16 protein-coding genes, 1 tRNA gene and 1 other annotated feature are annotated in these 14,834 nt (G+C 47.2%); of the genes, 10 read left to right on the top strand and 7 right to left on the bottom strand.

Annotation, left to right across the window (positions count from 1 at the left end; genetic code table 11):
* The first annotated feature begins 213 nt into the window (after positions 1–213).
* The 8 genes from rplS to rplL all read left to right on the top strand — a co-directional run bounded on the left by rplS (position 214) and on the right by rplL (position 4,063).
* Entirely contained in the window at positions 214–579 is a 366-nt protein-coding gene (gene rplS / locus ACMUEV_RS17225; RefSeq protein WP_017287856.1) for a 50S ribosomal protein L19, read from the top strand.
* 88 nt (positions 580–667) lie between these two features.
* Positions 668–740: transfer RNA gene (locus ACMUEV_RS17220), tRNA-Trp, on the top strand.
* A gap of 103 nt (positions 741–843) precedes the next feature.
* Positions 844–1,065 carry a preprotein translocase subunit SecE gene (secE, locus tag ACMUEV_RS17215; protein ID WP_017287857.1) on the top strand — a complete coding sequence of 74 codons (222 nt, stop codon included), beginning with the start codon at positions 844–846 and terminating at the stop codon, positions 1,063–1,065.
* Entirely contained in the window at positions 1,062–1,691 is a 630-nt protein-coding gene (nusG, locus tag ACMUEV_RS17210) for a transcription termination/antitermination protein NusG (protein WP_017287858.1), read from the top strand. Before secE ends, nusG begins: the two co-directional genes overlap by 4 nt.
* A gap of 24 nt (positions 1,692–1,715) precedes the next feature.
* Positions 1,716–2,141: a 50S ribosomal protein L11 gene (gene rplK, locus ACMUEV_RS17205; RefSeq protein ID WP_017287859.1), complete on the top strand. Its 426-nt coding sequence runs from the start codon at positions 1,716–1,718 to the stop codon at positions 2,139–2,141.
* A 49-nt stretch (positions 2,142–2,190) separates the two neighbouring features.
* Positions 2,191–2,907, top strand: coding sequence for a 50S ribosomal protein L1 (gene rplA, locus ACMUEV_RS17200; protein WP_017287860.1), 717 nt, complete (start codon positions 2,191–2,193; stop codon positions 2,905–2,907).
* Positions 2,908–2,917: 10 nt separating this feature from the next.
* Positions 2,918–3,063 (top strand) — a sequence feature (ribosomal protein L10 leader region).
* A 35-nt stretch (positions 3,064–3,098) separates the two neighbouring features.
* On the top strand, positions 3,099–3,626 hold the full coding sequence (gene rplJ, locus ACMUEV_RS17195) for a 50S ribosomal protein L10 (RefSeq protein ID WP_017287861.1): 528 nt from the start codon (positions 3,099–3,101) through the stop codon (positions 3,624–3,626).
* 41 nt (positions 3,627–3,667) lie between these two features.
* The gene (gene rplL, locus ACMUEV_RS17190; RefSeq protein WP_017287862.1) at positions 3,668–4,063 is read left to right on the top strand and encodes a 50S ribosomal protein L7/L12; all 396 of its coding nucleotides are present in this window, start codon (positions 3,668–3,670) and stop codon (positions 4,061–4,063) included.
* Between the two features lie 104 nt (positions 4,064–4,167).
* On the opposite strand, the gene ACMUEV_RS17185 is transcribed toward rplL, so the two are convergent.
* The 4 genes from ACMUEV_RS17185 to ACMUEV_RS17170 are packed head-to-tail and all read right to left on the bottom strand — an operon-like array spanning position 4,168 to position 8,457.
* The gene (locus ACMUEV_RS17185; RefSeq protein ID WP_017287863.1) at positions 4,168–4,851 is read right to left on the bottom strand and encodes a hypothetical protein; all 684 of its coding nucleotides are present in this window, start codon (positions 4,849–4,851) and stop codon (positions 4,168–4,170) included.
* Positions 4,848–5,570 (bottom strand): hypothetical protein, encoded by a 723-nt coding sequence (locus ACMUEV_RS17180; RefSeq protein ID WP_190649802.1) that lies wholly within the window; start codon positions 5,568–5,570, stop codon positions 4,848–4,850. Before ACMUEV_RS17180 ends, ACMUEV_RS17185 begins: the two co-directional genes overlap by 4 nt.
* The gene (locus ACMUEV_RS17175) at positions 5,567–8,311 is read right to left on the bottom strand and encodes a CHAT domain-containing protein (RefSeq protein WP_190649800.1); all 2,745 of its coding nucleotides are present in this window, start codon (positions 8,309–8,311) and stop codon (positions 5,567–5,569) included. Before ACMUEV_RS17175 ends, ACMUEV_RS17180 begins: the two co-directional genes overlap by 4 nt.
* The gene (locus ACMUEV_RS17170; protein ID WP_190649799.1) at positions 8,278–8,457 is read right to left on the bottom strand and encodes a hypothetical protein; all 180 of its coding nucleotides are present in this window, start codon (positions 8,455–8,457) and stop codon (positions 8,278–8,280) included. The genes ACMUEV_RS17175 and ACMUEV_RS17170 overlap by 34 nt, the downstream gene beginning before the upstream one ends.
* Before the next feature lie 144 nt (positions 8,458–8,601).
* Between ACMUEV_RS17170 and ACMUEV_RS17165 the strand changes: the two genes are divergently transcribed.
* Positions 8,602–9,447, top strand: a complete 846-nt coding sequence (locus tag ACMUEV_RS17165) for a DUF4351 domain-containing protein (RefSeq protein WP_190649798.1) — start codon at positions 8,602–8,604, stop codon at positions 9,445–9,447.
* On the opposite strand, the gene ACMUEV_RS17160 is transcribed toward ACMUEV_RS17165, so the two are convergent.
* Positions 9,444–10,751 (bottom strand): APC family permease, encoded by a 1,308-nt coding sequence (locus ACMUEV_RS17160; protein ID WP_190649797.1) that lies wholly within the window; start codon positions 10,749–10,751, stop codon positions 9,444–9,446. The two genes, ACMUEV_RS17165 and ACMUEV_RS17160, sit on opposite strands and share 4 nt — an antisense overlap.
* Positions 10,752–10,933: 182 nt before the next feature.
* Complete coding sequence (locus ACMUEV_RS17155) at positions 10,934–11,521, bottom strand: GIY-YIG nuclease family protein (RefSeq protein WP_017287868.1); 588 nt, start codon at positions 11,519–11,521, stop codon at positions 10,934–10,936.
* Between ACMUEV_RS17155 and ACMUEV_RS17150 the strand changes: the two genes are divergently transcribed.
* Positions 11,521–13,875 (top strand): GH116 family glycosyl hydrolase, encoded by a 2,355-nt coding sequence (locus ACMUEV_RS17150; RefSeq protein ID WP_190649796.1) that lies wholly within the window; start codon positions 11,521–11,523, stop codon positions 13,873–13,875. The genes ACMUEV_RS17155 and ACMUEV_RS17150 overlap by 1 nt on opposite strands.
* Before the next feature lie 106 nt (positions 13,876–13,981).
* Here ACMUEV_RS17150 and ACMUEV_RS17145 read toward each other — a convergent pair whose 3' ends face one another.
* Positions 13,982–14,767, bottom strand: a complete 786-nt coding sequence (locus tag ACMUEV_RS17145) for a CsgG/HfaB family protein (protein ID WP_017287870.1) — start codon at positions 14,765–14,767, stop codon at positions 13,982–13,984.
* Positions 14,768–14,834: the final 67 nt, after the last annotated feature.

Raw genomic sequence — 14,834 nt, 5'->3', positions numbered from 1 at the left:
GGATGAGAAGAAATGCTTAGGACAAACTTTGTGGAGGTCGGGGATGAACCCTCAGTAAAATTGACCTATCTCTGAGAATTCAATCCCCTCTAGGAGGATGACGGGCGGAATTTAAGCGAGACTTAAGAATTCAACAACTTTCTTGAATCTTCCTCTAGACAAAGTGCACGATCACGCGCTAAGATACGCGATTGTGAGTTTTGCAAGCCCTTTATGAACGCGCAAGAAATCATCCGCTCAATTGAAGCGGAACAAATAAAAGACAATCTCCCAACGATTTACATTGGGGATACGGTTCGCGTCGGCGTAATCATTCAAGAGGGCGATAAGGAACGGACGCAGCCGTATGAAGGCGTTGTGATCGCAAAAGGTAGTGCAGGTCTTACCCAGAGCATCACTGTACGTCGGGTTTTCCAAGGCGTAGGTGTGGAACGGGTCTTCCTGGTTCACTCCCCACGAATTGAAAGCATCAAAATCATGCGTCGGGCGAAAGTGCGTCGGGCTAAGTTGTACTATCTGCGCGATCGCGTTGGTAAGGCGACCCGCTTGAAGCAGCGTTTCGATCGTCCCTTGGTCTAGTAGTTAAAGTGCACTCGGTTTTTTTAGCTAGAATGCACAACACCTGGTAGACTAGATAAAGAACGCAATTCAGAGTCGTTCAGCATATGCGCTCTTAGTTCAGTTGGTAGAACGCAGGTCTCCAAAACCTGATGTCGGGGGTTCAAGTCCTCCAGGGCGCGCTGAATTACTCTGATTTTGCATGTAATAGGATTTTTTCGGTAGTGTGCCGCGATCGACAAAAATCATTATCATAAAAGTTCGGTCGAACAATGGAGCAGAGCAGTGGCAAAGAAAGGCGAGTCAGCTTTGGAGCAAAAATCAGGATTTAATCCGAACGAGTTCGCAAAAGAAACGAAGGAAGAACTCGACAAAGTTGTGTGGCCTAGCCGTCAGCAACTGATTGGAGAATCGCTTTCTGTGATTTTGATGGTCACGCTCTCTGCTAGCTTGATTTACTTTGTTGATCAGTTCTTTCATTGGGCACAAGTGAGAGTATTCGGATGACATTTACCTCAGACGAAACGCAGTACGACGATCGCTCCGAAGAAAACTTGGAGGCAGAGCTAGCCAAAGGTGCTCGATGGTATGCTGTCCAAGTCGCATCAGGCTGTGAAAAGCGCGTCAAAATGAATTTAGAGCAACGGATCGAGACGCTCGATGTTGTGAACCGGATTTTGGAAGTTCAAATTCCTGAAACGCCCATTCTCAAGCACCAAAAAGACGGACGAGCCAAGGAATCGGCTGAGAAAGTTTTCCCAGGCTATGTCCTCGTCAAAATGGTGATGGATGACGAAACGTGGCAGGTAATTAAGAACACCCCCAACGTGATTAACTTCGTCGGCGCGGAGCAAAAACGGCGCTACGGACGAGGCAGAGGTCACGTCAAACCAATGCCATTGGGGCATGGAGAAGTGGAACGCATCTTCAAACAGTCCCAAGAGCAGGAGCCTGTCAGAAAAATTGACATGGCGATGGGCGATAAGATTACGGTGCTTTCAGGTCCATTTAAAGACTTTGAAGGCGAAGTCATCGAACTCAGCCCTGAGCGGAACAAGCTCAAAGCACTTCTATCTATCTTTGGGCGTGAAACCCCGGTAGAACTAGAAGTGAACCAAGTGCAGAAAATTTAATCGGCTTTCAGAAAGTCAAGATCGATGGCAAAAAAAGTAACCGCAGTGATCAAGCTGGCGATCAACGCTGGCAAGGCGAATCCTGCACCCCCGATCGGACCTGCACTGGGTCAGCACGGGGTCAATATCATGATGTTCTGCAAGGAATACAATGCGAGAACTGCTGACCAAGCAGGGATGGTTGTACCTGTAGAAATCTCTGTTTACGAAGACCGTAGCTTCACGTTCATTCTCAAAACCCCTCCTGCCTCGAAGCTGATTGCAAAAGCAGCCGGAATCGAAACAGGCTCAGGCGAACCGAACAAAAAGAAAGTTGGCAAGATTACTCAAGCTCAACTCGAAGATATCGCGAAGACCAAAATGCCTGACCTCAATGCAAACGACATTGAAGCAGCTAAGAAAATCATCGCTGGAACCGCTCGTAACATGGGCGTAACCATCACCGACTAGTTCAATTTTTCGGGGGAGAGATTTTCTCGCCATTTACCCCAGGAGACACATGGTAAAGAAACTATCAAAGCGCACCAGAGAACTGCGTGCAAAGGTTCAAGACAAGGCTTATGCGCCGCTTGAAGCCTTGCAATTGCTGAAAGAAACAGCAACTGCGAAATTTCCTGAATCTGCTGAGGCGCACATTCGCCTTGGTATCGATCCCAAGTACACTGACCAACAGCTGAGAACCACCGTTGCACTGCCGAAAGGAACGGGTCAAGAAATCCGAGTCGCGGTCATTGCTCGTGGTGAAAAAGTAACGGAAGCAACGAACGCAGGCGCGGATATTGCAGGTTCTGAAGAACTGATCGATGAAATCCAGAAAGGACGGATGGACTTTGATCTGTTGATTGCAACTCCCGATGTCATGCCTCAAGTTGCAAAACTTGGTCGTGTGCTAGGTCCACGTGGTTTGATGCCTTCGCCGAAAGGTGGTACGGTGACCTTTGATCTGCCGCAAGCGATCGCTGAATTCAAAGCAGGTAAGCTTGAATTCCGGGCAGATCGGACTGGGATCGTCCACGTTCTATTTGGTAAAGCAGGCTTTTCCGCAGAAGATTTGTTGACGAACCTGAAAGCCCTGCAAGAAACGATCGATCGAAATCGTCCTGCTGGTGCAAAAGGACGCTATTGGCGTACAATGTACGTGTCGTCAACGATGGGTCCGTCCATTGAGGTCGATATCAACGCACTGCGTGACCTCAAGGTTGGAGACGCTGCTTAGACAAAAGTTTTTCAACTGAATATCCAAACCAAAGACAGCAGGTGGTTAAAGCCTTAATGTCCTGCCGAGGTTTGATTTTTTCAGACGCTTTCGAGTGTTCTTTAGAAATCATGCGAACTCGGCTTTAACTCAAGGTCGAGTTTTTTGTTTTTGGATATTCTCATTCGTCCCAAACCAGGAGGTGAGAAAGAGTGGGAAGAACGTTAGCAAACAAGAAAGAGATTGTTGCAGGTCTGAAAGAAACGCTCAGCGAATCACAGTTGATGTTCATCATTAACTACAGTGGTTTGACTGTTGCGGAGATTTCGGATTTACGGAATCGTTTGCGTCCGAAAGGTGCGATTTGTCAGGTGACAAAGAACACGTTTATGGAGAAAGCGACCGAAGGTGACGATCGCTGGCAAGCGGTGAGCGAATTACTGAAAGGTGATTCCGCGTTTGTGATGGTCAAGGACGACCTTGGTGGTGCGATCAAAGCATATCAAGAGTTCCAAAAGGCATCCAAAAAGACCGAGATGCGCGGCGGTGTGATGGATGGCAAAGTTCTCAAAGAAGCGGATCTTAAAGCGATTGCAGATCTACCTTCTAAGGAACAGCTCATTGCACAGATTGCTGGTGCTATCAACGGTGTCGCAACCAAGCTGGCAGTGGGTATCAACGAAGTACCGTCTGGTTTGGCAAGAGCGATCAAACAGGTGTCCGAAAAAGAAGCAGCGTAGTAATCTGCTTGGCAAATTTCAATTGATTTAGGAGTTAGTCCATGTCTGCTGTAACCGATGAAATTGTAGAGAAGTTGAAAGGTTTGACCCTGCTCGAAGCTTCTGAGCTGGTTAAACAAATCGAAGAAGTTTTTGGTGTAAGTGCTGCTGCTCCCGCAGGTGGCATGATGATGATGGCTCCGGGTGCTGGCGGCGGTGCTGCGGCTGAAGAAGTCGAAGAGAAGACCGAATTTGATGCAGTCTTGGAAGAAGTTCCTGCTGATAAGAAGATCGCCGTTCTCAAAGTTGTTCGCGGTATCACTGGCTTGGGTCTGAAGGAAGCAAAAGACCTCGTAGAAGCTGCGCCGAAAGCAATCAAAGAAGGTGTTGCTAAGGCTGAGGCTGAAGACATCAAGAAACAAATCGAAGAAGCTGGCGGTAAAGTGACGGTTAAATAGTCACTCGTTCGATTCTGATGATTTTGGGAGTCTCTTGCGAGAGGCTCCTTTTTTGTTGGTTGTGATTTCTTGTGGAGTGATTGGAAATCGATAGATGCAAAATGCTACTGCTTTGGAAGTTTGGATAGATATTTGTTTAAGAAGGCAGTGCTACATCTGAAGCGCTTTAATACTTCGGGTAAATCGCGTCGTCGGATTGCAATAAGAGTCCGAATCGCTTTTGTTTGTTCAGATTTGACCGTCATTTGACGAACTCGATCGAGACGTTTCTGGTAATCCTGTTTTGCGATTTCGTCGAGAGAAACATCATTTTGAAAATAGTTTTCTAGATAGTTCAGACCTTCGCTGATATCAGGCTGATTTTGGTTCAGATCGGCTTCAAAATCTGTCCAAAATGCAGCAGTTTCTCTGGTTTGGCTGGCCGCGATGCGATCGTAGGTAAATTGAGTGAGATATTTGTAAAACTTCTCGATATCGACTCCAAAAAAGCCAGTATCGACACGAGCATTGGCAAAAGCCGTGAAGATCAAGCCAAACGTAATTGCTTTGGTTACGAGATCTGCGTTGACGGTTGGTTTAGTGGGAATTGAATAGAGAAGCCAGAAAACGGTTGCAGGTAGAGCTAAATTCACCAAAATCCACCACCAAAATGCGATCGTGCTGAGTGGTTTGAAGAAGGGAAGAGATTGGCACTTATTCAGTAGTTTTTTGATGGAGATGGGGAGATTGATTAGTCCAGTCAGGAGCGCGATCGCAATGTACGGTTCCCAAGATTGCAGCCAATTCATCGATTCAATGCCTCAGATGGACTGGCTGTGATAATTGGATGCAGGAAGAAATAGCCTGTTGAGGTTAAAGCGAGTGGAATCTGTGGATCAAGTTGCTGTGCTTTCTTGCGTTGGGGAAATAGCATCGAGATAAAACTACTGGTAGCGCGATCGATGTATCCGCGTTTCCAGAGATTTTGGATAATACTCGATACCTGATTGATAGGGAGTCCAACTACATAGACTAAATCTTCGATTGCAATGGGGCGCTGCTCGATCGCTTTGAGGATTTTGATTTCGGTTTGCTCGACTGTGGCGATCGTGCGTTGCAAAGAATTGAGGTAAGGCTGAGTGTTTGCTGTCTGCTTAGATTTTGTTCGCTTGAGCAGATTTTTAGCTGTTTCGATGGGATCTGTCGATTGCAGAATGGGGAATGCGAGAGCGTCCCAAGTTAGAGTTGCCTCACTGGTCGGTGAATCGAAAAATCCTTTGGCACGTTCTTGGGTTTGGTAGGACTGTGCGAGGCGATCGTATTCTGAGTCGTAAATAGATTTGAGTTCGGAATCTTGATCGAGAAGTTGCCGGATTTGATTTACAGCGGATTGAGGTTGACGGCTGGCGAGGTCGCTAATGCTTTGTAGCGTGGGTTGCAGGGCTTCCAAGCGAGAGGGGTCTAGCTGAAGGAGTGCCAGAGAAAAGGCTTGAAAGGTAAAAGCATCGAAGGCATTAGCGATCGTCATAGTCCAGTATGGGTAAAGGCTGCCCAGTAATAAGGATCGCGATACGGCGGGTCTGTTTCGTCTATTTTACATTCAATGCTTTGAATACAACTCCGAAGATATTCTTGAGCGCCGGGATCGCTTTCCGTTTTGGGGAGCAAGTCTTTGAGCCATTGGGCGAGTGTGGAATTTGAGCAGGTACGGAGCCAGTTTTGGGCGGATCGAAGTGCGATCGCGCTTTCTTGACCCGCCTGCCAAAATTGGTAGAACCGGATCATCAGATAGGCGTTTGAGGCTTCTTCGACTGTCCAAAGGGTGCTGATGACGTGTGGAACTCCGGCTTGGAGAAAGGCGCTGGTTAAGCCGACGTATTCGGTATCGATCGATTGAGTCCCATTTAGCGCAGTTTCGCAAGCGGAGAGGCTGACGAGATGATAGTTTTTCAGATCTAAACTACTGATTCCCTTGGCTGTGAGCGTGTCTGAGTTTTTGAGTGCGAGTTCGGAGTTTTCAGGTTTGCGATCGTTATAGTTGGCGTGTCCTGTGAAATGAAAGATGCCGTGATGTGTTTTGAGAGCGGATTCGACGGTTGCGCGATCGCTCTTTTCTGGCGGAATCGAGACGGCATTTGGGGCGAACATGGTTTTCAAAATCACTGATTCGAGTTGGGCGAAAGGCATTGAATTGCCGCGATTAGGGTCTTCAACATTGAGAAGGAAAGAAGTGCGATCGCTGGATCTCGATTTCAGATTCAAGCCAATTTGGATGCTAGGAAGATAGCTAATGGTCAAACTTTCTGAGAAAAGAGCGTGAAGGGGAAAACGATGCAAATCTCGATGGGGCAGGAGAATGAGGTTTTGAATGTTTGGGAGGTGAGATTCGATCGTTTGAATTTGCAGAAGTTCTTTGAGCTTTGTCAGCTGGGTTGATAGAGCTTTGCGCCAAGAATGATCAGCTTGATTGGCTTTCTTAGTGCGATAGTCGTTGTATTGAGTGTTCCAGGATTTGATCCAGGATTGTAGTTTTTTTGCTCGATCGTAGGGGAGCGGATTTTCTAGAACGATCGGGTCTTCTGAAGTTGGGGTAAGGATAAAGGTGGTGAGGGACTCATCGCTGAAATGCCAGTAAACGATCGCGGTTTGTGGATCGAGCAGTTGAAGTATTTCGGCATAGCTTGGGCTGATGACTTGTTCTTTCCATTCGTCGAGAATCCAAGTGAGACAGCGATTTTTGTAGCGTTCTGCGGTTTCGAGAGCGACGATAGTTTCGCCTTGAGCTAGTAGGCGATCGATAGCAATGCGGCTAAAGCTTGAGAACTTTGTTTCAAGATTGCGCTTTTGTAATGGTGTCGATTGGGCATTAAGCAATTGCCGAAAAACTTCTAATCCTTTGATACGCCATTGATCAGCAGTTTCGGAATCGCCTAAGCCAATATAAGTTGTAATAAGGTTTTGAATGAGTTCTAAATAGAACCTCGGAAATGATTCTAACGTCTGTCTTGCAGTGTTATAAACAGTGACTGCTTGACTGTAGTAGATTTTGCTAGTTCGAATATTTTGACTGTTCTGCGCTTGGTAGAAGTAGATGTTACCTTTTCCACGCTGAAGGTTCCCCCATCCTTCAGGGTTAGCTTCCTTTAGAACGCAGGTAAGTCCTTGATCATAGTTCGAGATCGCCTCTTCGTGCCGTCCTAGATTATCAAGTGAAATGCCGCGATTGAACCAAGCTTCGTAAAGGTCAGATTTGATGTCGAGGGCTTTATCAAGGCTTGTGATCGCCTCTTCGTACCGGTCTAGAATATTGAGTGAATTGCCACGACTCGTCCAAGCTGCATAATAATCCGGGTTGATGTCGAGGGCTTTATCAAAGCTTGTGATCGCCTCTTCGTACCGTCCTAGATCATGGAGCGAAATACCGCGACTGTGCCAAGCTGCATAATAATCCGGGTTGATGTCGAGGGCTTTATCAAGGCTTGCCATCGCATCTTCGTACTGATCCAGATTATGGAGTAAAATGCCGCGATTGAACCAAGCTTCGTGAAGGTCAGATTTGATGTCGAGGGCTTTGTCAAGACTTGCCATCGCATCTTCATGCCGTCCTAGATTATCAAGTGAGATGCCGCGATTGTGCCAAGCTGCATGAGAATCCGATTCGATGTCGAGGGCTTTATCAAAGCTTGCGACCGCCTCTTCGTTCCGTCCTAGATTGTGGAGTGAAATACCGCGATTGTACCAAGTTTGATAATCCGGGTTGATGTCGAGGGCTTTATCAAAGCTTGCGACCGCCTCTTCGTCTCGTCCTAGATTATGGAGTGAATCGCCGCGAATGAGCCAAGCTGTATGATAATCCGGCTTGATGTCGAGTACTTTATCAAAGCTTGCGATTGCATCTTCGTATCGTCCTAGATGATCGAATGCAATGCCACGAATGATCCAAATTTCGGGAAGATCCGGTTTAGTGTTGAGCACTTTGTCATAGCTTGAGATCGCACCCTCAAAATCCCCTGCACGGTAACACTCATTTCCTCGGTTCCACCAAGCCTCCGCTTCATCTTTCGGAGCCTGAGGATCTCGCTCCAACCGACCCCCAATCAATCCTGCGACTCGGCACAATTCACCTTCATCCAATCGCCCCAACCTCAACAACCGTTCCCCTAATTCCTGATGCTCTTCCCCACTCTGCAACCGTTCTCCAAATCCACGCAACCATTCTGCCAACGCCTCCCGCGTCACCCTCGCAGTTCCAAAAATCCCCGAATCCATCCCCGACTAAACTCCGATCGCCGTTCCACCTCATCCAGCAAGGCAAACAACACCATTTCATAGTCAACCGAGGAACTTTGAGACGGAGAATGTTCGACTTCAGCCTTAGAACAATCGCCACTCTTGCGCCAGAAATTCCGAAACATCGATCAGAGCCTTGAAACAATCAGATTTATTCTACAAAGCGAAAAGTAGAGATTGGGGAACTCTAGCGATCGCTTTTATCCTTTGCTGTGATGGATGCACGATCGCGAACCTGATACACTACACAAAGGTTTTGATACATATGTATGAGCTTCGACAATCTTTGTAAGCTGTTAGCGGAAAAGCACCCGGAGCGATTTGCAGCTTGGTTACTCGGCGAAGAAGTGACAAGCACGATCGAAGTTCTCAAAACCGAACTGAGCATCGAACCCATTCGAGCAGACTCGGTGACATTTCTGAAAACGAGCGATCGCATTCTTCATCTAGAGTTCCAGACTATTTGGACATCTGATCCGCCCATCCCTTTTCGGTTACTAGATTACTGGGTGCGGCTGTATCGGTTGTATCGATCCTCCATTACTCAAATCGTGATTGTGCTGTTGCCGCCGAGTGAAGGAATGACGATCGAGAATTTCTTTGAAGAGGAATCAACTCGCCATGAATTTCAAGTTATAAAAATGTGGGAGCAAGACCCAGACCCATTTCTACACGATCCAGTTCTGCTGCCTTTTGCTGCCCTGACTCGAACTCAAAATCCAGATCAACTGCTCGATCATATTGTCCAACAAGTTGCAGAAATTCCTGAAACCGAGGAACGGCGCGAGGTTTCGTCGTATGTGCAGCTTATGGCAGGTCTAAAGTACGATAAAGATAGAATCCACCGCCTATTTCGGGAGGACATGATGCGAGAATCCGTAATCTATCAAGAAATCCTTCAAGAAGGAGAAGAACGAGGACTCACACAAGGACTTTTACAAGGGCAACGATCGCTGATTCTCCGTATGCTGGAGCAAAAAATCGGTTCACTCTCGCAACAAGAACGCGATCGCATTTCCACACTCAACCTGGAGCAACTTGGAAACTTAGCGATCGCGCTTCTAAACTTCTCTTCTCAAACCGATTTAGAAGTTTGGCTAGCAGAGCAAAATTAGGTCAACTGCTGCTTCTTCAAAGTATTCTGAAGCAAAATCAGCAATGCGCCAACTGTGATAAAGCCCAATGCGAAAATATGGCTCTTTTGCTGTGCATAGGCAATGAGCAAAAGATTGAGTAAAACTGCGATCGCAGGAACGATCAGCGGAACCTGAAACCCAGAAATGATAGGCTCTCGGCGCTTAATCACTAGCAGAGAAAGATTGGTCAGAACAAACATAATGAGAATCAGCGTTGCGGTTGTTCCTGCTAGCAGTTCTCGTGTGCCAGCTAGAGCAATCACAATCACGATCGCTAAAATCACCAAAATTGCTCGATAAGGTGTTGCTCGTTCAGGATGTAATTTACCTGCCCAGGTCGGAATTAAGCCCTCGCGAGCCATCCCAAAAACTAATCGCGACGCAGTCACAAAGTTCAGCAATGCTGTATTCATCACAGCAAACAGAGGAATGAATGTGAAAATCAACTTCGGGAAACTTGGCTGAGCGCGAGTGACGACATCAAGCAAAGGCGCTTTTGAGCCAGCTAAATCTGTAGGACTCAGCACATTCACAGCCAGCCAAGCGATCGCAATATAAATGACTCCCGCGATTGCCAAGGACAAAACAATTGCTCTTGGCACATTCCGCTCAGGATTTTTGACCTCTTCAGCGACATTCACAATGTCCTCAAAGCCAATGAACGCATAGAACGCGATCGACGCTCCTCCGATAATTCCTGTCCAGCCTGTTTCAGGTTGAATCGCCACAACTGGAGCCGTTGTTGCTGCACCTCCGAATATATAAATGCTGGCAAGTAGAATCACGATCAAGAGTCCTGAAGTCTCGATCGCGGTACACACCAAGTTCAGTAACGAGGATTCTTTCATGCCTCGAAAATTGACATAGCCCAGTGCTGCAAACAGAAGAATGACCAGAAACCACTCGGGCAAGACCGGGATCGAAGCCATCAGATAGCCAGCAAATGCCTTGGAAATCGTTGCCATTGAGACAATGCAGGTACAAAACATGACCCAGCCAACTAATGTCGAAAGCCAGTCAATCCGAAAAGCTTGCTGGACAAAATGCGCGACCCCTCCACACTTTGGCAATCGTCCTCCTAACTCGGCATAGCTCAAAGCCGTAAAAGCAGCAACGACGAGGGCAATGATAAATGAAACCCAAACCAGTGAAGCCGAAGGTTTCGTGATATCTCCAATCACGGCGTAAATTCCCGCCCCCAAGATGTCACCGACTCCATAGATCACTAAGGCAGGTAGCCCAAACACTCGTTTGAGTGAGGTCGATTCTTCATTCGTTTCCATGTCAACTTTTTTACCTCTAACAAGGGTGGAAATCTATCACTTTCGCGATCGCTCACGGTCTAGCTTAAGGTTTACACGTTGCGATCGTCTCACGGTATGCAATGATTGCAACACTCGAACGTGTTTAGGAAATGAAGCTTATAGAAGCGATCGAGTTCTTGCAAGAGTGCAAGCTGATTAGCTTATTTCAAATCCAATAATCCTTCTTCTTTCAGCTTCGGATTAAATCGAATCTCAGCTTGAACGTTGCGCGCTTTGAGTTGCGTCATGATCTCCGACTCCACTCGGCGGGCAACGTTTTTTAATGCTTTCATTTGAGAGAGTTCATCGATCGCGCTTTCAAAGGTCGATCGCTCTTGAGCAGTCATGAATTCTTTTACCTGAATCGGCTGTGTCCACTGTGATTCATCGCTGAGTGGTGAACCATTTTCTTCAATCCAAGCGGCGCGAGTCGTTTCTAAAATTGTGCGATTTGGTCGATCGATTAAACTGACTTTCACCCAATAGCACTCCCGTGGACACCTCACCAAATGCTGTCTAAGACTTAAGAAGACATCTCGCGAGAACCCAACAAATTTCAGGTTTTTCTCTTGATCAAAAATTGCATAGATGCCGATTTTGCCTTGAAACTGTTCTAGCAATTGACCAGCTTGATCAACGTAGGGAAGAAACTCTAACTCTGACAGCGATGGAATTTCGGACATTGGATTCACAGGGCGAAGTTGCTCGATCGTAGTATATTGAGCATTGCCGATCGCCAAATTTAACAATGACTCAATCTTCTCAGATCCCGAATTGCGCTTGGAAGCGTCCGATTGGAAAAGGATGGGAAAAGCCCTACACCGTACGCTATCCGAGTAATTTGGATGATGGGGCTTGGCATGGCGCACCGTTGGGAGGATTCGGAGCCGGATGTATTGGGCGATCATCGAAAGGAGATTTTAATCTTTGGCATATTGATGGCGGCGAGCATGTGTTTGAGTCGATGCCAGCGTGTCAATTTAGCGTGTTTGAACAGGTCGGAGAAACCGTTCAGGCTTATCGGTTGACCACGGATCAGAGTGTAGAAAATTCATATCCTGAAAATGGTGGAACTTATTCAGCTTTGTATCCGCGGAGCTGGTTCCAGTACGAGAATGTGTTTCAAGCGCAGCTAACGTGTGAACAGTTCTCACCGATCATTGCTCAGAACTATCAAGAAACGAGCTATCCCGTTGCTGTCTTTCAATGGACAGCACACAATCCAACGGATCAGCCGATCACGCTCAGTATTATGCTGACCTGGCAGAATATGGTCGGTTGGTTTACCAATGCATTGAAATCACCGGAAATTCGCCTCAGAGATGATGGTAGCCCCGTGTATGAATATCAGCCTCGAATGCGGGAAAGCGCAGGCAATTTCAATCAGCTAACGGGTAACGAGAATCAATTGGCGATCGTCATGTCTCGCGCTTTTGAACAACCGACTGAAGGCGACGGACAATGGGCGATCGCAACGAATCTCAATCCTTATCTCTGGGAAGTCTTTTACGATACTCGCTGGCTTGAAACTTCAGAACTTTGGCAAAGCTTCTCGCAAGATGGATCGCTTCGAGATCGAGACGACGAAACCCTTTCAAACGGAGAAACGCTCGGCAGTGCGATCGCAGTGCGCTTTACTTTGAAACCTGGTCAAACTCTACAAATTCCTTTTGTTCTCAGTTGGGATTTTCCAGTCACCGAATTTGCTCAAGGAGTCGAGTATTTCCGACGCTACACCGATTTCTTTGGGCGGAGTGGTCAGAATGCTTGGTCGATCGCTCGAACGGCTTTGAAGCATCTAAAATCGTGGCAAGAAAAGATCCAGGCTTGGCAGCAACCGATTCTCGATCGAGCCGATCTCCCGGATTGGTTCAAAATGGCATTGTTCAACGAACTCTATGATCTGACTCAAGGTGGAACATTGTGGAGTGCTGCGGACGAGCGCGATCCCGTTGGACAGTTTGCTGTACTCGAGTGCATTGATTATCGCTGGTATGAGAGCTTAGATGTTCGGCTGTATGGCTCGTTTGGATTGCTCATGCTTTGGGAGAAGTTAGAGAAATCCGTCATGCTAGCTTTCGCGAGAGCCATTCCAGCACAAGACGATCGCACCCGCGTGATTGGTTACTATTACACGATCGGTTCCGAGAGTCCGATGGCACTGCGCAAAGTAAAAGGCGCAACTCCACATGATTTGGGCGCACCGAATGAGCATGTATGGGAGAAAACGAACTATACCGCTTATCAAGATTGCAACTTGTGGAAGGATTTAGGCTCTGACTTTGTGCTGCAAGTTTATCGAGATTACTTGCTCACAGGCGCAACCGATGTCGAATTTTTAGCTGAATGCTGGGATGCGATCGCTGAAACACTTCTCTATCTCAAACAGTTCGATCTCGATAATGATGGCATTCCTGAAAACTCTGGCGCACCCGATCAAACCTTTGACGATTGGCGATTACAAGGAGTCAGTGCTTACTGTGGAGGTTTGTGGATTGCGGCACTGGAAAGCGCGATCGCAATTGGCAAAATTCTCGATCGTCCGGTCGAACTCTACCAAGAATGGCTCGCTCAATCTCGTCCAATTTATCAAGAGAAACTTTGGAATGGAACTTACTACCGCTTAGATAGTGAGAGTGGCTCAGATGTCGTCATGGCCGATCAACTCTGTGGACAGTTCTATGCGAAGTTGTTAAATCTGCCGGACGTTGTGCCAACCGAATGCACCGAGTCTGCGCTCAAAACGATCTACGATGCTTGCTTCGTGAAATTCAATCAGAAGATGAATGTGGAACGTACGATCGGCGCAGCCAATGGGGTTCGACCTGATGGCTCTCCTGAAAATCCGAATGCAACCCATCCCCTTGAAGTCTGGACAGGAATTAATTTTGGCTTAGCTGCTTTCTTGATGCGAATGGGCATGAAGTCTGAAGCCTGGGCGATTACAGAATCAGTTGTTCAGCAAGTTTATGATCATGGCTTGCAGTTCAGAACCCCAGAAGCGATTACCGCCGCAGGAACATTCCGAGCGAGTCACTATTTAAGAGCAATGGCGATTTGGGCGGTTTATCTGATGTGCGATCGCAATACCCCAGCCGAATAGTTTACCGCATGAGTTTTGCGAGTGGGAGATGGGGAGAATCTAGGCTCAGATTATTCCCTATCTCCTCAATTCCTCGATCTCAAAGCGATCGATGCTTTTATCTCATCTATTCATCCAAATCCAAAACGCCTCGCGTTCTTTCCCGACGATTTTGATCTTTCGCCTCATATTTCGCAATGCAAGAACCTTTCTCAACCATTACGCAACTTAAATAATCTGTTGCTTCGATCAAGGCAGCACGCAGTGCTTTCCCAACCGGCGCACGTTTTGCCTGGGAGCGATCGCCACCCAAACTCACGCCACCAATACTCACACCCAAATCGCCCCCTCCCGCTTCTGAAGTTGCGCGACCTTCAATGGTTCGAGAATGGACAACTTCGCCTGTTGTCGAATCTACAACCCGCAGATCAACTGCAATGTAAGCTTGTTGCTTTTCTTGGCGTGCTCCTCCGCCTAATCGGATGCCACCAATATTAATTCCGCCGACTCTGCCCCCGGTCGATTCTTCAGCAACTCCTTCTTCATAAGAAGTCACTTGACCGACGACAATATACTGCGATCCCGTCAACTGTCCTCTCTTGGCTTCAGTCCCTCGACGGACTAATCCAAGCTCTGCTAATTCCTGCTCTGAAAGAACGGCTCCAAGTTTCTGACGCTCAACAACCGTAAACTTTCCAGTCGAACTTAATTCATTACTGAGTGCGTCAGCTAGCTCACGAGCTGTCGAACCGCGCCACCACCACCAATTTGTCTCATTCTTAAACTCTGGAACAGAGATGGTTAGTTTGGATTGCGCGAATGCTGCGGTTCCAGCGCTGAGACTGAAACCCAAGGCGACGATCGTTGCGGCAGCATTCAGACTGAGTGCTCGAAAGTTAGGTGAAATTTTCATAAGTGTGATTCATCCGAGTGATATGAGAGTTGTAGATGATCACCTTGATGAAATAAAACATAGTGCT

It is taken from the genome of Leptolyngbya sp. FACHB-1624 (assembly GCF_047649235.1).
Classification (GTDB): Bacteria; Cyanobacteriota; Cyanobacteriia; order Leptolyngbyales; family Leptolyngbyaceae; genus Leptolyngbya; species Leptolyngbya boryana.
This window is presented reverse-complemented; position numbering and strand designations above follow the sequence as displayed.

What these genes read in the sequence shown, in the direction of transcription:
- ACMUEV_RS17145 (WP_017287870.1), bottom strand. Translation starts at nt 14,767, where the DNA reads ATGAAAATTTCACCTAACTTTCGAGCACTCAGTCTGAATGCTGCCGCA.
- ACMUEV_RS17180 (WP_190649802.1), bottom strand. Translation starts at nt 5,570, where the DNA reads ATGACGATCGCTAATGCCTTCGATGCTTTTACCTTTCAAGCCTTTTCT.
- ACMUEV_RS17175 (WP_190649800.1), bottom strand. Translation starts at nt 8,311, where the DNA reads ATGGATTCGGGGATTTTTGGAACTGCGAGGGTGACGCGGGAGGCGTTG.
- rplK (WP_017287859.1), top strand. Translation starts at nt 1,716, where the DNA reads ATGGCAAAAAAAGTAACCGCAGTGATCAAGCTGGCGATCAACGCTGGC.
- ACMUEV_RS17185 (WP_017287863.1), bottom strand. Translation starts at nt 4,851, where the DNA reads ATGAATTGGCTGCAATCTTGGGAACCGTACATTGCGATCGCGCTCCTG.
- rplL (WP_017287862.1), top strand. Translation starts at nt 3,668, where the DNA reads ATGTCTGCTGTAACCGATGAAATTGTAGAGAAGTTGAAAGGTTTGACC.
- ACMUEV_RS17165 (WP_190649798.1), top strand. Translation starts at nt 8,602, where the DNA reads ATGAGCTTCGACAATCTTTGTAAGCTGTTAGCGGAAAAGCACCCGGAG.
- ACMUEV_RS17150 (WP_190649796.1), top strand. Translation starts at nt 11,521, where the DNA reads ATGACTCAATCTTCTCAGATCCCGAATTGCGCTTGGAAGCGTCCGATT.
- rplA (WP_017287860.1), top strand. Translation starts at nt 2,191, where the DNA reads ATGGTAAAGAAACTATCAAAGCGCACCAGAGAACTGCGTGCAAAGGTT.
- ACMUEV_RS17160 (WP_190649797.1), bottom strand. Translation starts at nt 10,751, where the DNA reads ATGGAAACGAATGAAGAATCGACCTCACTCAAACGAGTGTTTGGGCTA.
- nusG (WP_017287858.1), top strand. Translation starts at nt 1,062, where the DNA reads ATGACATTTACCTCAGACGAAACGCAGTACGACGATCGCTCCGAAGAA.
- ACMUEV_RS17170 (WP_190649799.1), bottom strand. Translation starts at nt 8,457, where the DNA reads ATGTTTCGGAATTTCTGGCGCAAGAGTGGCGATTGTTCTAAGGCTGAA.
- rplS (WP_017287856.1), top strand. Translation starts at nt 214, where the DNA reads ATGAACGCGCAAGAAATCATCCGCTCAATTGAAGCGGAACAAATAAAA.